We start from the raw sequence: 15,579 nt of genomic DNA, 5'->3' as shown, positions 1-15,579 counted from the left end.
GATCGGCTTCGCACCCGAACCACGACTAAGGAGAGTCCCATGAAGCAGTTCCTGTCCGCCCCCTCCCTGCTTGGCCTGGCCTTCGCAGGCCTCGGCCTGTTCGTAAGCCTCGCCACCGCGCAGGCGAGCGGTCGCGATGTCGCCCAGGTCTACCTGCAGGCGAACGGCGCCGAGCAGCGCATCGAGGTGGATCTGATCGCCCTGCAGCCCGGCCAGAGTCGGCAGCTGTTCACCGATACCGGTCTTCCGGCCGTCGTCAGCCGCAATGAGCAGGGTCTGAGCATCGAGGTGGCAGGCGAGACTCATGTGGTGCGCATGCCGAAGGTGATGCACCTGGCGGCCGATGCGGTCGCCGGCGACGGCGAAGTCCGCACCCTGGTCATCAAGCGTGATGCATCCGAAGAGGGCGCGGAGCACGCCGACGCCAAGGTGCGGGTGATCCGCCTCGCCGGCGACGGTACGGTCGACACCGAGGATCTCGACGCCCTGGTCGCCCGCGCCCTGGCGGAAGCCGAGGCCGACGGCCTTGACCTGTCCGGGCCTGAGGGCGAAGGCCGCACGCTGCGCGTGGTGCGACGCATCGACGCCAGCCCGGGGAACTGAGGCGGGCACGCAGGATCATCCTGCTTCCGCTGTTCTGCCCGAGCAGGCGAGCCCTGCCATGGCCGGGCTCGCCCTGTGCGCTCATTCGAGCCGCGAAGCTGAGGTCCGCACGCATCGATCCGGGCCGGAACGGTGCATCGAATGCGTGGTTCTGCGACGCGCTGCGCAGACCGCGGACTTGCGTGCCGCGGCGCGAGGGTCAAGCATCGGCAGCCTCCTCCGCGTCCCGCGCGGAGCCGCCGCCAGCAGAAGTGCCCGCCATGTCCAGCCCTGCCATCACGCCCTTGGGGCGAGTCCACGCCGCCGCGCTGCGCGCCTGTGTCCCTGTCGGTCTGATCGCCCATCTGGTGCTTGGCGTGCCGGGCGCAGCCCAGGCCCAGGCCAGCGGATGCTCGGATCTCTCGACGCAGGCGCCGACCCCGCGCATTGACTACTACACGCAGATCCAGCCGATCTGGGAGATCCGCTGCTCCAACTGTCACGTCAACTTCGGCAGCTCGCCGTCGGCTGACCTGAGCCTCAACGAGGAAGACTCCTGGATCCAACTGGTCGAGATGCCCAGCGTGCAGGTGCCCGCACGCCAGCGGGTGCAGCCCGGGCAGGCGGTAGCGAGCTATCTGTTCGAAAAGATCAACTGTGATCTGCCTGAAGCCGGTGAGCGCATGCCGCGCGGACGCATGCCTATTCCCTTGGCCGAGCAGGCGCTGATCCGCGACTGGATCCAGCAGGGCGCGCGTGAGTTTACGCCGCCGCTGCTGTTCGGCGATGGCTTCGAGCCTGCCGCCGGTGTCGGCCGGCCCGCGCGCTGAGCCGATCTGCCGGCACCAGGACGGCCCGCAGCAAGCCGCAGCCACCGCGACTTCCGGGACATTCGGCTAACGCGCGGGGCGCTATCGTGGGCGGCCTTCGATCCCGCCTGGAGTGCCCCATGCCCCGATCCTTCTCGTTCCGCCAAGCCCCGCTGGTGCTCGCGCTGGGCCTGAGCCTCAGTCTCGCCGCCTGTTCGCAGCCGCAGTCGGATGCGCCCGCTGCCGCTGCGGCCGCCCCAGCTGCCGCTGCGACCGCGGCGCCTGCAGCATCCGCTGAACCGGCGCGGCAGCTCTCCAGCCAGCTCGGCGCGATCAGCGTCAGCACCGTCGCCAGCGGGCTGGAGAATCCCTGGGCGCTTGCGCACCTGCCGGACGGCCGCATGCTGGTGACCGAGCGACCTGGCCGCCTGCGGATCATTGCCGCCGATGGCGCGCTCTCTGCGCCCCTGGCCGGCGTTCCGGCCGTGGTGGCCGAAGGGCAGGGCGGTCTGTTCGATGTGGTGCCCGCGCCCGACTTCGCGCAGAGCCAGCGCATCTACCTGAGCTATGCCGAACCGGGCGAAGGTCGTCTGGCCAGCACGGCGGTGGCGCATGCGCGGCTGACCGACACCGGGCTGGAAGACGTGCAGGTCATCTTCAGCCAGACGCCCAAGCTCGACACCCGCCACCATTTCGGCTCCCGCCTCGTGTTCGACGGCCAGGGCCACCTCTTCATCACCCTGGGCGACCGCGGCGTACGCCCGAGCGCGCAGGATCTGTCCAGCCACATGGGCGGCGTGATCCGGGTGAACCTGGATGGCTCGGTGCCGGCCGACAATCCCTTCCTGGGCCAGGACGGCGTGCTGCCGGAGTTCTGGAGCTACGGCCACCGCAACCAGCAGGGCGCGGCGCTGAACCCCTGGACCGGCGCGCTCTGGACCCACGAACACGGGCCCAAGGGCGGCGACGAGATCAACATCCCGCAGCCGGGCAAGAACTACGGCTGGCCGATCGCTACCCATGGCATCAACTACTCGGGTGAAGTCATTCCGGAGGCCAAGGGCGAGACCGTCGAGGGCATGGAGAATCCGCACCATGTCTGGCCGGTGTCGCCGGGCGTCAGCGGCATGGCCTTCTACAACCACGAGCGTTTCCCCGCCTGGAAGCACAGCCTGTTCGTCGGTGCGCTGGCGCAGCGCGCGCTGATCCGCCTCACGCTCGATGGCGATGCCGTGACCGGCGAAGAGCGCCTGCTGGAAGACCTTGGCTGGCGCATCCGCGACGTGCGCGTCGGCCCGGACGGTGCGGTCTACGTGGTCACCGATGAAACCCAGGGGCGCGTGCTGAAGGTCGAGCTGGCGGGCTGAGGCGAAGCCCACGTATGGATTTCGCAAGGCTGGACGGTTACTCCCGGGTTCGTCGCTTGGCGAGCGATATGGCGCGCTCGAAGGTGGGCCCTGCAGCAGTCGAGCGATGGTTGCCAGCGTTTCCTGATCCCTGTGGGTCTGCCGTGTTGGATCTGGGCTGCGGTGAAGGCGGCGCCCTCGAAACGCTCGCCCGAGCCGCAGGGCTTGCTGGTATGGCCGTGGGTATCGATCCGAGCAGCGCCTTGTTGGAGCGCGCTCGTTCTCGAACCGTGCTTGGTACACGACTCGAGCTGGTGCGCGCTCAAGCAGAGGCTCTGCCCTTTCCCGATCAGTGGTTCGGGCTCTGCTGGTGCGACCGTGTGCTCTCGCATGTCGCCGTTGTCGAGCACGCATTGTCGGAAGTGATCCGAGTGCTTCGTCCAGGAGGAAGCATGTTCATCTCGCTGTTCGACTACTGCGCGTTGCGCTGGGTTGGGCAGGCCGACAGTCGCCTGCAGGCTTTGTTGGCTCGCTATGTTGGCAGCGTCCGCCATCCGGCACTCGCCAAAACCCTTGCCGCCGACCTGCGCTCCTGCGGGATGCTCGTGCACGTCGAAGAGCGCGATCAACATTCGCTGGTCGGGTGGCGCCAGATCCTGCGTGGAACGGCGGCTCTCCACTGGGCGCGACAAGCGTTGGACGAGGGGTCACTACGCCAGGAAGATCTTCCCGGCAAGGCAACCCGATGGCGCGCGGCACCCGGGAATCCTGGCCCGCAACTTCAGGTGGACATGCTGACTGTGCTCGCGTCGCGGCCCGAGTGAGCTGACGACGGGCCGTCCAAATGGTGGGCTGACGCGGTGCGAGCTGCTGCCCGCCCCGGCTTCGGGATAGTGCTCCGGCCCCAGCAGCATCTGGGGCGCCGATGTCTCCAGGCGTCGCGGAGCCCCTGCGGATTCGGCCGTCCGGTTGTGCATGGGACAACTCGACTTCCCCGAGCGGCTCAGGCGGTAAACGTCGGCCGCCACGGATCGTATGCGCGGAGGCGCACCGCCGGTGGCGCGACACGCCAGGCGAGTATCCGTTGAAACTGGAAGCCTTGCTTCATGGCGTCGACGATCACGTCATCCGTACGGGCTTTGCCGTCCAACAGGCGGAGCTGCAGACCCGGATCCGCGGCCAGGGCCTTGGCTCTGTCCTCGATCGTGCTGTCGACTTGGGGGTCGCTTTCGTTAGCCAGATGCTCGGGCACGCCCAACAGAGCGAACAGGCCGAGGCGGGCAAGCTCGGCCTCAGGGCCGCGCAGGTGGCGCAGCAGGTGCGGCAGGACGCCCGCTGCACCTGAGGCGGCGCTGCACCAGAGAGCCTCGCGACGACGCAGACCAGCGAACAGGTTCGTGATGCGAGGGAGGCTGATCTCCGGCCTCGAAGCAGACGCTGCCGCTACCAGGACGGGTTCCGCGAGCGCATGGCTGGGCGGAATAGTCCAAGCCCGCTCATGTGCGGCAGGGGTCGCACAACCGTGGCGCATCAGAGCTACGAGGCAAGCCCAGGACAGGCACTCGATGGCCTGCAGGCCTCGTACCCGATCCCGACTGGGCAACTGGTCGCTGACAATCAGTGCCTGAGCAAGCTGGACTTCCAGCCATTCTCCGTGCGGGCCCGAGAGCAGGGACTCCAGCGGGAGTGCGGTCAGCCAGTCCAGGAAAGCGTTCTGCCCCGCGCGTGCCTGGGCCTGAAGAGCGATCATTTCAGGCTGGCCCGCATCAACCGGTTGGGCGAGCAGCCAATCGTGGGCTTCGTTGGGCAACCAGCGCACCAGCTCTGCGGGCGCGAGCCGCGACGCCAGCGGGGCGCCCACAATGGCGCATGCGTCTTCCACGCCAGAGGGGTCTTGACGCGAAAGAGCCAACCAGGCGCCCAACTGCAGCAACGAGCCGCATGGCCGCCGCCGAAGTGCCTCCCGCAGCATTGCCCATGCTTCGTCGGCGCGAAGCAGAAGGCCTTGCATGTGGGCGAGCAGGCGCAGATCGTTCGCTTGCAGATGCGGGCGGTCTGCGAAGGAGCGCTCGACCAGCGATGCCCGCTGCTGCAGGAGGTACTCGGCCTCGTCAAGGTGTTCCGCGCAGAAGCTGCGCTGGAATTCGACCTCGCTGACCGGCATGTTCAGGCAACCTCAAGGCTGGTGATCGCCAAGCCACGGGTGAGCAAGCGCTGCGCCCATCGAAGCGGTGACTCGAAGGCAGCCTCATCGACGAGGAAGATTCCTTCGAAATCGACGGCTACGCTCATCCGATCGGAGACATAGGCGCCCGCTGGAAAAGTCCCGGCGTCGCGCGGATCTCTCCCGGAGGGGGCGAATCCGCTTCGGCACACGAGTTCGCTCCATAGATCAAGGTCAGGCACCAGCTCGGCCGGGTCGAGCGCCGCTGAACCGATTGCGAGGCGAAGGCTGCGCTGGCGCAGAATGGCTTGGGGTTCGGGGGGTGAATAGCGGAATTCAGGAGCCTGGCTTCGCGGCGCCCTGGGATACGGAACCGCCAGATCCAGTGGTCGACTGTGGCCATCGGTGCCGTCGGTTTCGGTCACCATGATTGCTTCGCAACCCGGGGCACGCAGCAGATTGGCCAAGACGCGAGCGTAGCCAGGGTGCAGGTTGGCAACTTCCGCTCGCCAGCGCTGCCGAAGCGTGGAAGATTCCCAGCAAACATCCACGATTCGGAAAACCTGGGTCTCCGCGTCTCCTGCCTCCACTGCCAGTCCGCGCGCCACTGCTGATGCGAACAACGGCAGCGGATCCGACCACTCCAGGTCGCGCGCGCGAGGGGTCGATCCTTCAGACCTGCCTTCGAGATGCTTCAGGGCTTCTCCTCGTGCGTCAACGGTCCACAGCTTCATCTGCGGTCCTGAACGCAACGTGCATGTGACGGGTTCATGGGGCCTCCAGCGTCACTCGGCGCATCGCCGACGCTGCAGCGGAGGAACAACCTTCCAGCATGCTCAACCAACGTCGGCAACCGTCCAGTCGAAACTCTGCGTTCAGGCTGTGCGCCTTGATTCGGGGCAAGCGAAGACGTTGGAGTGCGTCCGCGACAAGGCAGTACTCGGGCGGAACGTCGTTCTCTGTAACATCGCCAAGGCGCGGGGTCGGTCCGGCCTGCACCAGGAGACCTTTGCCGACCGGGTGGAGTCTGATGGCGGGCATTTCTGACAACCGACGGTGAAGGGCGTCAGCCCCACCAATGAACCTGACCTGGTCTTCTGTCAGGAAGGTCAGCCAGTTGACCCGCTTGATGTAGGGCCTGCCCACTGCCTCTCCCATGAAGTCCATGTACTCGAAGCAGCGCTGGAAGAGGTCGGTTCCCACGCCGAGCGCGGTGCTCGCCGCATCCAGGCCCGGGAAGCGCAGGAGCTGCGCGCTTGCACGGTCTCTGACTGTTTCGAAGGCCGATGCGGGCGGATTGGCCAACTCGACGTTGATGGCAAAGCCGGCCGTGGCCGAAACCGTACGGGCCTCGTTGAGGATCTTCAGGCTCTGCAACCATCGAAGGAAGGCTTCCGGCGCGGCCATCGGATGGTCGAGGGGAAAAGTCACACGCACCACGGAGGTTCGCAGCCAGGGCGCGGAGTTGGGGTTCCGCCACGCCAGCTCCACTTGTGCGGGCGTCGGTCTTTCGTAACGCCGCATTGCGAAATCGATGTCGAGTGTGGCTTCGGACACTCCGCGATCACCGCCCTGCATATGGCACTGGTAGATCTTCTTGGGCGCGGGGGTCGGGGCAGCGCACCATGTTGGCACCAGCGCATCGGTGCGGGGCGAAACCGGCACAAGCTTTCGTGCACCCGCATCGGTGTGCGTCAGCAGTGCCCCCAGGGTCGACCGCGCCTTCTCATAGAAATCCAGGATTTCAGGGCCTTCGGCCCAGGCGACGTGGGCTTCGAAATGCAGGCAGGGGCGAATGAGCGGCAGACCGTCAGCATCGAAGTTCAGCATCGGCCAGAGGTGGGGCATCGGCAGAGCCATTGAAGGGTCCAAGTCTAGGGAAACGGTACGCGAATCGGCGGGAGACGAACGCCGCCCGGCATGCGTCCGGGCACCGGTGCGCGCGCAGGCTTGGGCAGCCTGATCGGGCCCAGCCGCGGGCGAAGCGGGTCGACGCGATCCGTCGAGAAGCTTTCCGAATACTGGTCGTAGAACACGCGGATCGGGGCCGTCTGCGTGCCGTTCGGTTGGTCACATCCGCACTTTTCGGGGTCCAGCCTTGGATCTCCTCCGTGCGGATCGTTGCCATCGTTCATCTGGCGGTTTATGTCTTTGTAGTCGTCCTGCTGCAGCGTTCCCGTTCCTGCGCCTGGGCGATTGGACCAGCTATCGATCGTGCCGTCCGCGCGCGTGAATTTCAGGTCCAGAACGCTGGTTCGTCCGCCCTGGTTCACGGTCAGGTCCGGTATCCGCACCTGCTGGGTGGTGCCGCCCTCGCCTCGGACATACTTCATGAAGCTGTTGATGGCATTCCAGAAGTGGCTGTAGTTGCTGTCCCAGGTGCCGTCCGTGCGTTGACCCCATGGCTTCTGGACTTCCAGATCCATGTCGTCCTGAAACGTTTCCTTGTACTTGTTCCAAGCGGCTTCGAAGCAACGCTCCTTCGGGCTGGTCATGGCGGTTGGGTGTCTGTCAGTCGCTCAGGCGATCGTGGACGAGTCGTACTCGCGGAGCTCGATGAAGTCGTCCCCGCTCTTTCCGCCGCTGTCGCACCAGCAGAAGATTCGGCAGAGGATGCCGCCCGGTCCGTTCAGATTTCCCTGAATCTCGGCCGGGCCCTGGGTGTTTGGATTGTTGCCGTTCATCATCATCGGATCCGACAGGCGAGCCGCATTGCGGCCCTCAATGAAGACGTCGCGGCTGTAGTTGGTGAACTTCGCCCACCCGCGATTGACGCCCGAGATGACGCCGCCACCGATGCCGGGCTCGTCACCAAAGCTCGGCTTGAACTCGGAGTTCTTCAGGGCGGCTGGAACACCGTTCGTGCGTACCGTCCTGCTGCCCTTGACCAGATCGCGGGAGAAAGCCACATTCACGTAAGGCACCACGCCGGCGCCAGGCGTCTTGCAGAAGTCCGGGGCCCCGCTCGTGATGCTGCCATCGCTGTCCTTGTGCACGATGGTCAGGCCATTGACGATGATGTTCGGGATCACGAGGCGACTCCGTTTCCTGATGACGGCTGCGAGGAGCCTGAATCCTGGGAGGGCAGTCCCATGGCGGATGGTTCCGGCAAGGTGAGCAACAGGGCACTTCGGGTGGGGCGGGTGTCCGCGGAGGCGCAGACAAGTGCGCTGCGATACCCACGCAGCGACTCCTTGAACTCGGTGCAGACCAGAACGGTGAGCATCGAAGCCGTTGCCGCCCCCAGATCACCCCAGTTGTCGCTCGGGTGATGCAGATCCAAGGGGTCGCGGAACTGCCTGCCATTGCGCAGGTAGGCGAACTCCCACTCGCTGCTGCGCCACACCTCGCCATTGAGGTCGGCAAAGCAAGCGTCGATCACGTTCTCCCGTTTCAGGCACTTCTGGATGGCGCAGGTGAGTCCCTTTCCTTGAGTAGGTCGCCCAAGGAACCACGGGGCGGGTTCGTTTTCGGTGGCGAAGGCCTGAAGTTCAGGCAAGAGTCGAGCCGATGCCATGCGGGACCGCAGCGCCAACACGCAGAAGGCGGCACCTTCGCCAGGCATGAGGCCGAAGGGTTGCTGGCGCGACTTCAGTCGATCACAGCCGTCGAGCCAGGCGAGATACTCAAGGTCGACTGCCGAGTCCACGCCGCCCACGAGGCAGAGATCTGCGTCTCCGGACTCCAGGATCCGCTGCGCGGTGGGGAGCAGCGCGATGAAGCCGTCATGCCCGAGTTGGACCGACGCGCATAGCGGAGCCTGTGCATTGTGGACGCTGCCCGCAATCTGTTCGGCTGCGCGCTCGATCATCCAGGCGGCAAGGCCCGGCCGCGTGGGAGGTAGTGACAGCAGAACCGCAACGCGCACCTGTTCCCACAGCGAAGCTGAGGCCCGTGACTGCATCTGGCCGATGGCCTGGAGGGCTGCCAGTCGCCCCATTTCAGCCATGCGCTGCCAAGGGTCCAGGCCCTCCTCCAGGACGGGGTAGCGAGCAACGGGCGGCAAGCGACCGTCCCGTGGAAGCGGCAGGCGCGAATCCTGGAAAAACCGCCTGCATCCTGCCTTCCAGGCAACGTGAATCTGGACAGGGTCATTGCCTAAGGAGCAGACCGCCCCGCTATCGACCACAACCAGCGCGTCAGACGAGTCCATCGCGCCGTCCCGTACGCAGGTCGAGCTTGGTGTCGACGAGCGTGTCCTGCACACAACGGGCGTCGAGACCGCAGTCGAGAGCGCCCCGCCAGGCAAGATGAAGCCGCATCGCGCGGGTGTCGACGATGACACGTTCCAGACGGACCGGGAGTCCGAGTTGGCTTGACCGCCATCGCACGCGGATGTCGAAGAAGACGCGAGGCAACCGCAGATCGAGTTCTGCAGAGCCGGCGAGATTGAATAGACGCAGGCGCTCGCCACCCTGCAGAGGGCCGTCCAACTGCTGCGAAACGGGAGCGGCAACGAAGAAGCGGGGCGAGGTGTCTTCGGGCAGCAGCGGCGCGCGTTCCCGCTGCCAACGCTCGTCTGCCGTGCCTCCGAGGGTGCAGCGGGGCGCCCAATGCGCTGGCACTGCCGCCATGCACGCCGGCTCTGGTCGATCGTTCCAATGTCGAATCAGCTGTCCTGGATCCTCCAGGTTCGGCAGTGGCAGACCGTGCGCAGCCTCCGCGCTGCTGGCGAAGCCTTTTCCGACGGGATTTGCACCGAACACCCTCCGGGTGGCGGGGCAGCATCCTCCGAAAGCGTGTTCCCAGGTCAGAGGAATCGCGGTGATGGGTGCAGGCGCACTGGGCTGCAGTCCCAAAAGGCTGCTGCGCCAATGACGATCGCCCCAGACCTCCAACGTCTTGCGTAGGCCCTCCAGCTCAAAGCCCACCTGCATCCGTTCACAGGGTCGCGAACCGAGTGGCCGCGCCTCCCCGTAGAGAGTCACCGCGACCCCGGGGTGCTCGAGCACGATTTCGCTGTCGCGCAGCAGCGTTGATGCCCCTGCCTCACCGGTGAATCGAGGGTGCCGGACGACGGGTTCCTGCTCAGCGAGCTGCAGACGACCTGCGCGGTCGAACGCATAGCTACCTTTGATGGCGACTACCCAGGCATGACCCCCGTCGCGCTGGTAGAGCACGCCGCGCTCCACTGCAAAGGGTGAGGCGTTGGTGACCTGCAGCATGGGGCTAGTTGATTTCGACCACAGTGCCGCGAATGCGTTGCGTACCGCGAGCATAGGAGGCGACCGTTCTGCCGCGCAGGACAAGGCTCCCATCACTGTTCAGAGTGATGCTGGCCTCCCCGCAGCGCAGCGTAAGAGACCCTTGCGCTTCGATCACTTGATGCGTGCCCACCATCGGCGTTGGCGCGAGCTCGGATGGCGTGCGGTCGAAGCCAGGGACGAGCCCCAGCAGCACCAATTGATTCGCCAGCCGCATCGCGGCCGCCGCCTGTCCTACATGGTGGGAGGCGAGGGTGAAACCTGCCAGGGCAAGCTCATCACCCCGTTCCTCGTCGAGGATAGGGTGAACCCATGCCCGTTCCCCGTGGACTGAGACAATGCGCACCAGGGCAATCACGGGGGCTGCGCCTTGCGCCATCGGCATCGCGGTTGAACCAGCCGCCTCCGTGGCGGTCTTGTCGAAATCGTCAAGCAGCATGGATTGCCCCTCGCTCGTCGTGTGCCTTGCGGTTGAAGTCTGCGCGAAGCATGAAACAGACACTGAAAGCATTGATGCAGCGGAACGATACATCACGGGAGGAGAGCAGGGTAGACGGGTCCAGCCGGGCTACGTCCGCTTTTTGGCGGCGAGCCAGAATGGTTGACGCTCCCGACGTCGCATGCGGTGCTCGGGGATGGGTAGCGTGGCGTCGGTCCTTCGGCTGTCGCGCAAAGTCAAGGATGTGTCTGCCACCCTTTGCATCGCTCTGGCTCCTGCCTCGAATCGTCTTGGCGGACAGTTCGAGCGAGCAGTGTTCCATCAGGTGCCTGTTGACCCGATGCCTGGACTTGCGGGCGACCGTCTCGCGCGTGACCGGATCACCGCATGGGGAGTCGGACGCCCATGCGTCCGCTTGGTCGCCCCGGCCATCCTTGGCGGGGCTTCCTTCTCAGTCAGCCAGACACTTGACTTGGCGTGCCGTCCCGCCGCTCGCCTCGTGCTGTTGATGAGTCCGGCTCAGTTCTGCGTCGAACACTTGTTCGGATTGCCGTTCGGGTCGCTGCCGAAAGCCGCTACCGTGCAGGCGATGCTGTTGCCGCGACCGACGAAGCGCAGCACCCAGCTGCCCTTGCGGCCGAAGGCGACCCAGCCGGTGCCGGAATTGACTTGGCAGGTGCTGCCCAGGTCCGCGCACTTGCTGAAGCCGCTCGGGTAGTCGCCGGTGCCGGACAGGGGAGGTGGCGTGCCACCGCTGGAGCTGCTCGACGAGCTGCTTGAGGAACTTGTCGACGGGCGAAGCCCGGGCACCGCCGGCGAGTCCGTCACCACGCCATTGGTGGTGTTCTTGATCCAGTACCAGTACTGCGTTCCAGGTACCGCGGTGGTGTCGCTGTAGCTGCGGATGGTGGAACCGACGATGCCGATGCGGGTGCGGCCCGAGGGATTGGAGTCCGTGTCGCGATACACCTCCTGCGATGCCAGGGTCAGGTTGACCGGGGTCCAGCTCAGGTTGACCGCGCTGGAGGTGCCGCTTGCCGTGAGGTTGATGGCCGCGGTTCCGCTGCTGCTCGACGAGCTGCTGGAGGAGCTGCTCGACGAACTGCTCGACGAGCCGCCGGTGCCGCACTGAGGGGCCGTGGTGGCGAGGTTGGTGCCGGCGCCCGCGGTCGCGAACACCAGGCACTTCACCTGTGCGGCGGGCGCCACCGCAAGGCTATAGCCAAGAGCCTCCGGGAAGGCGCGCGTGGTCTGCCAGTTGGTCGCGTTGACGGTGTTGCCGCCCGGCGAGGACCAGGTGATGCCCGAACCCACGAAGTTGTTTCGCAGGTCCCAGAAGCCGATCTGCGAGCTGTCGCGCGAGGTGACCGGGTTGGCCACGTTCTCGAAATAGTTGGCTTCGATCAGCGACACCCCGCCCATGCGCACGTTGATGCCCGAGGTGGTGATGCTGCCGAAGTAGTTGTTGACGATGTGGCTCAGGCCGAAGCGCTGCAGCGGCACGCGCGCCTGCACATTTTCGAAGCGGTTGCGGTAGTAGGTGGTGCGCGCGCTGTTGTGGTCGGTGAAGCTGTCGGTGTGACCGTTCAGCGCGACCTTCTGGTAGTTGTAGACGTGGTTGTACGAGACGGTGATGCGCCGCGCGCCGCGCTTGATGTCGATGCCGCCGTCAAAGCTGGCATCCCCCGCGCCCGGACAGCTGGTGAGCGAGGCGAAGATGGTGTTGTGGTCGATCCAGATGCGCTCGGGAATGCGCCCGGTTCCGCGACCTTCCACCGTGATCGAGTCGGCGCCCTCACCGCCCGGCAGCAGACCGATGGTCATGTTGCGGACGATGATGTTCTGCGAGTTGCCGACGATGAAGATGCCGAAGTTCGCACTCGAACCGTTGGCGCCCTGGATGGTGATGTCGCTCTTGTCCTTGATCTCGACGACCACCGGATCCTTGCGCCACTGTGCGCAGGGGTCGGTGATGCTGGCGAAGTTGAAGCGGCCCGTGTAGTTGAGCACCAGGCCACCGCTGCCGCTGTAGGCGTCGATGGCAGCGCGCATCTGTTCCGGCGTGCTGACGTTGACGGGCGTGCGACTGCCGCCGCCGGTAGTGCCGGCGGCATAGCCCATGGCCTGGGCGTTGGCGGTGTGGCTGAGCGCGACGCTCAGGGCGAGAGGGCTGACGGCGAGCGCAAGCGCCCGTGCCAGCAAGTGATTGCCGGTTGACATGGTATGGATCCCCGCGAATGTGATGCCCGCAGCCGGGCGAAGGCGCCGTGCTCGTGACTGATTGCCATCCCTGCGAACAGTTCGGCCTTGGCGGCGCACAGTTGACGCGTCGTGACTACCGGTGTCAAACGGCAATGCAACAAATTGCAAACGCCGTCAAATTAGTGGGTTGCACTGAGCTGCGTGTCCTCTGTGCGGCGCTGCAGAAAACACTGTTGTGAATGTCTCAGGCTGTCCTTTTGGGCGCTTCGTCCTGTCGCAGGACAAGTTGAAGCCTCTTCCGAACAGGCTGTTCGGGGGGCTGCGTGAAACCCGGACTCCGGTCGCAGAGAAGCCACCCGTACGGGTGGATTCTCTGAGGCAGGCAGGGAGGGGGGCTGCGCGCGCGCCCCGGGGATTCCACGCAGGCTAGCCAACGCTTCGGTAGAAGTGCGTCGGAAAACGGGGGCGTTGGGCCCGTGGCTAATCAGCGCGCAGGACGATGGTGTCCAGAGCGCCTGGTGGCGCCACGAAGGGGGCGGCGTCGCTGTTGGCGGCGATGAACTGCACCGGCACCCGGATCTGGCTGTCGATGGCGCGTCCGTCGGACGTCGCCGGATTGAAGGTCCAACGCTCCACCGCATCCGACGCTGCGCCGTCCAGAACGTTATGACCGGAACTGACGTCGATGTCGATCGTCCGCACCCTGCCGCTGGCATCGATGCCAAGCCTCAGCAGTGTCGTTCCTTCGATGCCGGCGGCCTTGGCTTCGGCGGGATACTCAGGTGCGCTCAGACTGCGGTAGCTGGGTGAAGCGGCTGGCGCTGCAGCAGGCGCTGATGGGGCCGCGGGCGCTACCGCTGGAACCGCCCTCGTGGGCGTTGCGGTTGAAGGTCTTGTGGTGGGAGCTTTCGGTGGCGCGGGTGGCGCCGGCGGATCTGGCAGTTGCGCGACGTTCGGGGGCGGTGGGGGCGCTCCCAGGGCAGGGGCAGCAGGTGGTGCAGGTGGTGCAGGTGGTGCAGCTGGTGCGGGAGGTGGCGGTGGCGGCGCGATCTCCGCGCCGGATTGGACGGTGAGGCCCAGCGCATAGACGCTGCTGCCGTCGGGCTTGTCGAGCGTCATGCGACCGGGCACACCGTCGCGCAGCCGCAGGCTGGGCTGGTCCGTCAGTTCACCGTCGCGGCGGATCTGGCCCGAAACCTCGAACTGATCCTGCTGCACGCGTTCGGCGACCAGGTCGAAGGACCACGATTGGCCGTCCGGTGCTTGGAGACGAACGCCGAAATCCTGTCCTGTCGGCGTGATGACTCGTGGGGTCTGGACGGGGCCTCCTTCGATGGAGAGTTCCAACTGGATGTCGAGGAGTTCGGCGTCGGCGGGCCGAGGTGCCTGCTGCGACCAGGCGATGCCAGCGAAGCCGAGACCCAGGGCGATACTCAGGGCAAGGCCGCTCAGGCGTCTGTTCAATGAGGGCAAGGGTCGAGTCAACATGGTGATGCGCTCCTTCAGAGGATGCGTGCCGAAGGCCGGACAGCCCAATGGCGCCGCGGGAAAGGCGGAGGAACTGCCCAGCAGCGCTTCGCCGTAGCTGCGCCGGCTCTGCGGATGCATGGCGAGCACGCAGGCGTCGCAGGCCAGCTCCTGATCGAGGCGGTAGGCGCGCTGGGCGAGTCGCAGCAGCGGGTTGAACCACTGCAGGGCACAAAGCAGGGCGAAGCCGAAGTTGCAGTACACGTCGCCGCGACGGACATGCACGCGCTCGTGGGCCAGCACCAGGGCCTGCTGTTGCGGCGCATAGCGGTACTCGAAGTCGGCGGGCAGCACGATCCGCGCGCGCAGACCGACCACCGCCGGCAGGCCGTCCTTGGCCGAAGCTCTCCACAGCGCGTCCTGTAGCGGTTCGAGCTTGCCCAGCGCGCGGCGGAAGCGGCGCTGCTGCTCGACCATGCGGAGGAGCGCGATGCCGCAGCCCGCCAGCCAAAGCGTGGCCAGAACAGGCCATAGCCGGGCCAGGTCGAAGGTAGTCGCCGTCGTCTCGGCGGAGAGGGCCATCGGCGAACCCGCGCCAGCGCTCGCGCGGCCAAGTTCGATCGCCGCCGGAGCGATCGAGGGCGCTGGCAGCAGCACCGCCACGATTGCTGCAGGCAGCAACCACCACAGCGCGTAGGCGACGCGGGCGCCGAACACAGTGCGCACCGGCTGCCGGACAAGCAGCACGACCAGGCAGGCGGCGCTGGTGGCGAGGCTCAGCTCCAGTGCCTCGTGCGCGACTGAGGTGAGCACTGCTGCGCTGGCGCTCATTTCCGTGTTCCCTTGCTCGAACCCTGCTCGCTGCGCTCGAGCAGCGCGCGCAGCGCGGCACGGTCCTCTTCGCTCAAGCCCTGTTCGGCCTGGAAGTGGGCGACCAGCGGCGCGAGCCGACCTCCGAACAGGCGATCGAGCAGGCTGCTGCTCTGCTGGCGCACCCAGTCCTCGCGCTTCAGCACCGGCGCGTAGAGATAGCGCCGGCCGTCGCGTTCCGCGCTGATCGCCCTTTTCTTGAGCAAGCGATTCAGCAGGGTCTTGATGGTGGGTTCCTGCCAGTCCTGCTCTCCGGCCAGGGCCGCGACCACCTCTTCGGCGCTGCGCGGGCTGCTCGCCCACAGCACCTCCATCACCACCGATTCCGCCTCACTGATCTGCATGGCGTTTACCTCTGTAATCGACAGCTTCAGATTACGCTTGTAAACGAGCAAGTCAAGGGTCCCGGCATCGAGACGAACTGTGGTACTTGGCAGCCCGCCTGAGGCAACACCGAAGCATGCAGCGTTGCCGCGCGCCATGGAGTGCACACGCC

Annotated in this window: 14 protein-coding genes and 1 pseudogene; 4 read left to right on the top strand and 11 right to left on the bottom strand. The window is 66.1% G+C overall.

From position 1 onward, the window contains the following. Positions 1–39: 39 nt before the first annotated feature. From Q0654_RS03850 to Q0654_RS03835, 4 genes are all read left to right on the top strand, one after another. Entirely contained in the window at positions 40–603 is a 564-nt protein-coding gene (locus Q0654_RS03850) for a hypothetical protein (protein ID WP_298850627.1), read from the top strand. 260 nt (positions 604–863) lie between these two features. After that, positions 864–1,412 (top strand): hypothetical protein, encoded by a 549-nt coding sequence (locus Q0654_RS03845; protein ID WP_298850625.1) that lies wholly within the window; start codon positions 864–866, stop codon positions 1,410–1,412. A 119-nt stretch (positions 1,413–1,531) separates the two neighbouring features. Then, the gene (locus Q0654_RS03840) at positions 1,532–2,758 is read left to right on the top strand and encodes a PQQ-dependent sugar dehydrogenase (RefSeq protein ID WP_298850623.1); all 1,227 of its coding nucleotides are present in this window, start codon (positions 1,532–1,534) and stop codon (positions 2,756–2,758) included. A gap of 14 nt (positions 2,759–2,772) precedes the next feature. Next, the gene (locus Q0654_RS03835) at positions 2,773–3,561 is read left to right on the top strand and encodes a methyltransferase domain-containing protein (protein WP_343230116.1); all 789 of its coding nucleotides are present in this window, start codon (positions 2,773–2,775) and stop codon (positions 3,559–3,561) included. Positions 3,562–3,740: 179 nt separating this feature from the next. Here Q0654_RS03835 and Q0654_RS03830 read toward each other — a convergent pair whose 3' ends face one another. The 11 genes and pseudogenes from Q0654_RS03830 to Q0654_RS03780 form a co-directional block, all read right to left on the bottom strand. Continuing rightward, on the bottom strand, positions 3,741–4,901 hold the full coding sequence (locus Q0654_RS03830; protein ID WP_298850621.1) for a hypothetical protein: 1,161 nt from the start codon (positions 4,899–4,901) through the stop codon (positions 3,741–3,743). Positions 4,902–4,903: 2 nt separating this feature from the next. After that, positions 4,904–5,635 (bottom strand): hypothetical protein, encoded by a 732-nt coding sequence (locus tag Q0654_RS03825; RefSeq protein WP_298850619.1) that lies wholly within the window; start codon positions 5,633–5,635, stop codon positions 4,904–4,906. Between the two features lie 34 nt (positions 5,636–5,669). Next, positions 5,670–6,761, bottom strand: a complete 1,092-nt coding sequence (locus tag Q0654_RS03820) for a type VI immunity family protein (protein WP_298850617.1) — start codon at positions 6,759–6,761, stop codon at positions 5,670–5,672. 14 nt (positions 6,762–6,775) lie between these two features. Continuing rightward, a complete protein-coding gene (locus tag Q0654_RS03815; RefSeq protein WP_298850615.1) occupies positions 6,776–7,396 on the bottom strand; it encodes a hypothetical protein in 621 nt (206 codons plus the stop codon). A 24-nt stretch (positions 7,397–7,420) separates the two neighbouring features. Then, a complete protein-coding gene (locus tag Q0654_RS03810) occupies positions 7,421–7,933 on the bottom strand; it encodes a DUF4150 domain-containing protein (RefSeq protein WP_298850613.1) in 513 nt (170 codons plus the stop codon). Further along, entirely contained in the window at positions 7,930–9,054 is a 1,125-nt protein-coding gene (locus tag Q0654_RS03805) for a hypothetical protein (RefSeq protein ID WP_298850611.1), read from the bottom strand. Before Q0654_RS03805 ends, Q0654_RS03810 begins: the two co-directional genes overlap by 4 nt. Continuing rightward, positions 9,041–10,066, bottom strand: a complete 1,026-nt coding sequence (locus Q0654_RS03800) for a DUF2169 domain-containing protein (RefSeq protein ID WP_298850609.1) — start codon at positions 10,064–10,066, stop codon at positions 9,041–9,043. Before Q0654_RS03800 ends, Q0654_RS03805 begins: the two co-directional genes overlap by 14 nt. Positions 10,067–10,070: 4 nt before the next feature. Beyond that, positions 10,071–10,544, bottom strand: coding sequence for a hypothetical protein (locus Q0654_RS03795; RefSeq protein WP_298850608.1), 474 nt, complete (start codon positions 10,542–10,544; stop codon positions 10,071–10,073). A 1,143-nt stretch (positions 10,545–11,687) separates the two neighbouring features. After that, a pseudogene (locus tag Q0654_RS03790) lies at positions 11,688–12,764 on the bottom strand (pectate lyase); the annotation flags it as partial. A 462-nt stretch (positions 12,765–13,226) separates the two neighbouring features. After that, positions 13,227–15,044: a TonB family protein gene (locus Q0654_RS03785; RefSeq protein ID WP_298850606.1), complete on the bottom strand. Its 1,818-nt coding sequence runs from the start codon at positions 15,042–15,044 to the stop codon at positions 13,227–13,229. Further along, positions 15,041–15,427: a BlaI/MecI/CopY family transcriptional regulator gene (locus Q0654_RS03780; protein ID WP_298850730.1), complete on the bottom strand. Its 387-nt coding sequence runs from the start codon at positions 15,425–15,427 to the stop codon at positions 15,041–15,043. Before Q0654_RS03780 ends, Q0654_RS03785 begins: the two co-directional genes overlap by 4 nt. Between the last annotated feature and the right edge of the window lie 152 nt (positions 15,428–15,579).

It is taken from the genome of uncultured Aquimonas sp. (assembly GCF_937888285.1).
Lineage (GTDB): Bacteria > Pseudomonadota > Gammaproteobacteria > Xanthomonadales > Xanthomonadaceae > Aquimonas.
This window is presented reverse-complemented; position numbering and strand designations above follow the sequence as displayed.

Bases quoted from the DNA above. Each gene is read 5' to 3' on its own strand.
- Q0654_RS03815 (WP_298850615.1), bottom strand. From the start codon at position 7,396: ATGACCAGCCCGAAGGAGCGTTGCTTCGAAGCCGCTTGGAACAAGTAC.
- Q0654_RS03845 (WP_298850625.1), top strand. From the start codon at position 864: ATGTCCAGCCCTGCCATCACGCCCTTGGGGCGAGTCCACGCCGCCGCG.
- Q0654_RS03795 (WP_298850608.1), bottom strand. From the start codon at position 10,544: ATGCTGCTTGACGATTTCGACAAGACCGCCACGGAGGCGGCTGGTTCA.
- Q0654_RS03840 (WP_298850623.1), top strand. From the start codon at position 1,532: ATGCCCCGATCCTTCTCGTTCCGCCAAGCCCCGCTGGTGCTCGCGCTG.
- Q0654_RS03835 (WP_343230116.1), top strand. From the start codon at position 2,773: ATGGATTTCGCAAGGCTGGACGGTTACTCCCGGGTTCGTCGCTTGGCG.
- Q0654_RS03850 (WP_298850627.1), top strand. From the start codon at position 40: ATGAAGCAGTTCCTGTCCGCCCCCTCCCTGCTTGGCCTGGCCTTCGCA.
- Q0654_RS03820 (WP_298850617.1), bottom strand. From the start codon at position 6,761: ATGGCTCTGCCGATGCCCCACCTCTGGCCGATGCTGAACTTCGATGCT.
- Q0654_RS03800 (WP_298850609.1), bottom strand. From the start codon at position 10,066: ATGCTGCAGGTCACCAACGCCTCACCCTTTGCAGTGGAGCGCGGCGTG.
- Q0654_RS03780 (WP_298850730.1), bottom strand. From the start codon at position 15,427: ATGCAGATCAGTGAGGCGGAATCGGTGGTGATGGAGGTGCTGTGGGCG.
- Q0654_RS03805 (WP_298850611.1), bottom strand. From the start codon at position 9,054: ATGGACTCGTCTGACGCGCTGGTTGTGGTCGATAGCGGGGCGGTCTGC.
- Q0654_RS03830 (WP_298850621.1), bottom strand. From the start codon at position 4,901: ATGCCGGTCAGCGAGGTCGAATTCCAGCGCAGCTTCTGCGCGGAACAC.
- Q0654_RS03825 (WP_298850619.1), bottom strand. From the start codon at position 5,635: ATGAAGCTGTGGACCGTTGACGCACGAGGAGAAGCCCTGAAGCATCTC.
- Q0654_RS03785 (WP_298850606.1), bottom strand. From the start codon at position 15,044: ATGAGCGCCAGCGCAGCAGTGCTCACCTCAGTCGCGCACGAGGCACTG.